Source organism: Burkholderia sp. E168m23 (assembly GCF_016586125.1).
Classification (GTDB): Bacteria; Pseudomonadota; Gammaproteobacteria; order Burkholderiales; family Burkholderiaceae; genus Burkholderia; species Burkholderia orbicola.
In genome coordinates, this window is record NZ_BCPP01000669.1 from 1 (window position 1) to 4,096 (window position 4,096).

Genomic DNA, 4,096 nt, shown 5'->3' on the forward strand with positions numbered 1-4,096 from the left:
CGAGCGCCGGGTGATACGCGTAGCGCCCGAAATGCAGGATCTGCAACGCGATCCTGCCGCCCTCGGCCTGCACTGCACGCGTCACGACGCGATGGCGTTCGGCTTCCGCTTCGGTCGTCAGCATCGCGCCGCCGGGCGCAGGACGGCCGCGCTCGTTCGGCGCGAAGCCGCCCGTGACGATCAGGCCGGCCTCGCCGCGCGCACGCTCCGCATAGAAGGCGGCCATCCGCTCGAAACCGTTCGGCGCTTCCTCCAGGCCGACGTGCATCGACCCCATCAACACGCGGTTCCGGAGCGACGTGAAGCCGAGTTCGAGCGGGGTCGTCAAATGCGGATAACGGGAAGCCATCGGGTGTCTCCATGTTTATGCAACAAGTTGCATTGATGGTAGCTCGTCGGCTTTGTTTGTGCAACATGTTGCATAAAAGCACCCGCGTCGTTTGTGCTGCGGCCCCGATATGGCAAGATGCGGTTCATTCCGCAGCCTTCGCCGATTCGACATGTCCCTGCCGCACGCGCTTCTCACCGCCCTCGCCGAACGCCCGGGTTCGGGGTCCGAGCTCGCCGACCGTTTCGATCGCTCGATCGGCTATTTCTGGCAGGCGACGCACCAGCAGATCTATCGCGAACTCGGGCGTCTCGAGGAAATGGGCTGGATCGAATCGCTGCCCGCCGAGTCCGGCCGCGGCCGCAAGCGTGCGTATCGAATCCTGCCGGCCGGCAAGAAGGAATTGCGCCGCTGGATCGCCGAACCGGAAGATCCGACACCGCTGCGCGAAGCGTTGATGGTGCGCCTGCGTGCGGAAGCCGTGCTCGGGCCGGCCGGCCTCGAGGACGAGATCCGGCGGCGCATCGCGCTGCATCAGGAAAAGCTGGACTTGTATCTGCAGATCGAGGCGCGTGACTTTGTGGCGCCCGGCGATACGGCGACCGGCGACCCGGCGGCCGGCGATTCACGCACGAAGCGCCTGCAGCATCTGGTGCTGCAGGCCGGCATCGCGAACGAGCGATTCTGGGTCGAGTTCTCGCAGCATGCGCTCGACACGCTGCGTCTGCCGAAGGATTGAAGCGGCTGACGAAGAACGCACGTTGTCCGTTTCACCGCCGGTCGACATTGCGCGCCGGTGTAGCGGATCGCCACGCTCTACAGCAGCTCGCGCGCCGCGCCCGACGTCGTGAAAAATCCGCCGCCCGGCCAGCATTGAATCGCCGCGCGGCGAGCCCCGATCACGCGTCCGGAAAAATCACCACCTTGCCCTTCACCTGCCGGTTCGCCATCCGCGCGATCGCCTCGGCCGCGCCGTCCAGCGACACGCGCTCGGTGATCGCGGGCCGCACCTTGCCGGCTGCGAACCATTCGGCGAGCAGCCGCATGTTCGCGGCATGCTGTGCCGGGTCGCGCCGCACCGCATCGCCCCAGAACACGCCGAGAATGTCGCGTTCCTTCAGCAGCGCAAGGTTCAACGCGATCTTCGGAATCTCGCCGGCCGCGAAACCGACCACGAGGAACCGGCCGCGCCACGCGGTCGCGCGCAGCGCCGCTTCGCTGTACGCGCCGCCCACCGGATCGTAGACGACGTCGGCGCCGCGCCCGCCGGTCAGTTCGTCCACGCGGCGGCGCAGGTCCTCGGTCGCGTAGTCGATCGTCTCGTCGGCGCCCGCTTCACGGCATAGCGCGAGCTTGTCCGCGCTCGACGCTGCCGCGATCACGCGCGCACCGAGCGCCTTCGCGATCTCGATCGCGGCGATCCCGACGCCGCCGGCCGCGCCCAGCACGAGCAGCGTCTCGCCCGCCTGCAGGCGCGCACGCTGCTGCAACGCATGCAGCGACGTGCCGTAGGCGAGCACGAGCGCCGCGCCCTGCTCGAACGTCATGCCGGGCGGCAGCGCGGCGAGCTGCCGCGCATCGGCCACGCACTGCTGCGCGAACCCGCCGTGCCCGGTAAACGCCATCACCGAATCGCCGACCCGCCACGCGGTGACGCCCTCGCCGACCGCGTCGATCACGCCGGCGAACTCGGCGCCCGGCGAAAACGGCAGCGCCGGTTTCACCTGATACAACCCCTGGACGATCAGCGCGTCGGGAAAATTGAGCGATGCCGCCTTCACCTGAATCCGGACCTGCCCGGCAGCCGGTTCGGGAATCGCGACGTCCTCGATGCGCAAGCGGTCGATCGGGCCGAATGCGGTACACAACAGGGCTTTCATGCGCTTCTGTCTCCTTGCGCGGCGTGGCCGGGCATCGGTACGGTGTGCGGGATGGCCCCGCGCGGCCGGTTCACGACGAGCATGCGATGACCATCGCATCGGCGAGATCGTCGGTATTCCGGAATGTCGTTGAAACCACGTTCAGAACCACGCGTCGCGCATGTCGAGCGTCGTCGTGTCGACGCTCGACAGCAGGTCGAGCTGCGCATCCACCTTCGGCAATTCCCAGCGGAAGAAGTAACGGGCCGCCGCACGCTTGCCGTCGTGGAAATCGCCGTCCTGCCCGTGCGCGGCGAGCGTCACGTCGAGCCACAGCCACGCAACGACGAGATGGCCGAACGCTTCGAGATACACGCTCGCGTTCGCCAGCCGCGTCCGCGGATCACCGATCGCGTTCAACTGATGCGTCACGTCGCACAGTCTCGCCCAACGCTGCGCCAACGCATCGGCCTGCTCGCGCGTGCCGGCATCCAGTGCCCGCGCGCGCTCGACGGTCGCGCCGATCCGCGCATCGAGCGCGCGCAGCGACGCGCCGTCGTCCTGCGTGACCTTGCGGCCCAGCAGATCGAGCGCCTGGATGCCGTGCGTGCCTTCGTGAATCGGATTCAGGCGGTTGTCGCGATAGAGCCGTTCGACCGCGTAGTCGCGCGTGTAGCCGTAGCCGCCGTGCACCTGGATCGCGAGATCGTTCGCGGCCAGACACCACTGCGACGGCCAGCTTTTCGCGATCGGCGTCAGGATGTCGAGCAGGCGCGTAGCCTCGGCGCGCGCCGTCGCATCGCCGTGCGCGCGCGCTTCGTCGACCAGTTTCGCGCAGTACAGGATCAACGCGAGACCGCCTTCGACATAGGCCTTCTGCGCGAGCAGCATGCGCCGCACGTCCGGATGGTCGACGATCGGTGCCTGCGGCGCGGCCGCATCCTTGGCCGCAGGCCCGAGCGGGCGGCCTTGCGGGCGGTTGCGCGCGTAGTCGAGCGCGTGCAGATAACCGGTGTAGCCGAGCGCCACCGCGCCCGCGCCGACCCCGATACGCGCCTCGTTCATCATATGGAACATGTAGGCGAGGCCGTGATTCGGCTGGCCGACCAGATAACCGATCGCACCCGCGCGCCCTTCCGGCCGATAACGCGTCCCTTCGCCGAAATTCAGCAGACAGTTGGTCGTGCCGCGATAGCCCATCTTGTGGTTCAGCCCGGCGAGCACGACGTCGTTGTGCTCACCGCTCGCGTCGCCATCGGTGCCGGTCAGGAACTTCGGCACGATGAACAGCGAGATGCCGCGCGTGCCGGGCTGCAGCCGGCCATGTTCGTCGGGGATCTTCGCGAGCACGAGGTGAACGATGTTTTCCGCCAGCTCGTGCTCGCCGCCGGAAATCCACATCTTGTTGCCGGTCAGCCGGTAGCGCGGGCCGAGCGGGGAAGCGCCTTCGAAATCGGCGCGCGTCGCGATGTCGGACAGCGACGAGCCGGCTTGCGGTTCGGACAGGCACATCGTGCCGAGGAAACGCCCTTCCAGCTCCGGGCGCGCGAACGCGTCGATCTGCGCGGCGCTGCCGTGCGCGACGAGCAGGTTCGCGTTGGCGACGGTCAGGAACGGATACGCGGCGGTCGCGATGTTCGCGGCCTGGAAGAACAGGAACGACGCGGCTTCGACGAGCTTCGGCAAGCGCATGCCGCCGAGCGCTTCGTCGTGACCTGCGGCGATCAGCCCGGCGTCCGCGAACGCGCGCACGGCCGGCTCGACTTCCGGGATCAGCGTCACGCGTTCGCCGTCGAACCGCGGCTCCTCGCGATCGCCGCGCGCCGCGTGCGGCGCGAACAGGTCTTCGGCAATCCGCTCGCTGGTGTCGAGCACCGCGTCGAAGGTCTCGCGACTATGCTCCGCGTAG

3 protein-coding genes and 1 pseudogene are annotated in these 4,096 nt (G+C 68.2%); 1 reads left to right on the forward strand and 3 read right to left on the reverse strand.

The annotated features are described in order from the left end of the window. A pseudogene (gene fadH / locus JMF90_RS27080) lies at positions 1-349 on the reverse strand (NADPH-dependent 2,4-dienoyl-CoA reductase); the annotation flags it as partial. A gap of 151 nt (positions 350-500) precedes the next feature. On the opposite strand from fadH, the gene JMF90_RS27085 reads away from it, so the two are divergent. Further along, entirely contained in the window at positions 501-1,067 is a 567-nt protein-coding gene (locus JMF90_RS27085) for a PadR family transcriptional regulator (RefSeq protein WP_041489186.1), read from the forward strand. 160 nt (positions 1,068-1,227) lie between these two features. Here JMF90_RS27085 and JMF90_RS27090 read toward each other — a convergent pair whose 3' ends face one another. After that, positions 1,228-2,208: an NADPH:quinone oxidoreductase family protein gene (locus JMF90_RS27090; protein WP_011545125.1), complete on the reverse strand. Its 981-nt coding sequence runs from the start codon at positions 2,206-2,208 to the stop codon at positions 1,228-1,230. Positions 2,209-2,349: 141 nt separating this feature from the next. Further along, positions 2,350-4,096 (reverse strand): acyl-CoA dehydrogenase (locus JMF90_RS27095; RefSeq protein WP_201325649.1); only part of this gene is annotated, 1,747 nt, incomplete at its 5' end.

Excerpts from the sequence above, each read along its gene's own strand:
- JMF90_RS27085 (WP_041489186.1), top strand. The coding sequence starts at position 501 with ATGTCCCTGCCGCACGCGCTTCTCACCGCCCTCGCCGAACGCCCGGGT.
- JMF90_RS27090 (WP_011545125.1), bottom strand. The coding sequence starts at position 2,208 with ATGAAAGCCCTGTTGTGTACCGCATTCGGCCCGATCGACCGCTTGCGC.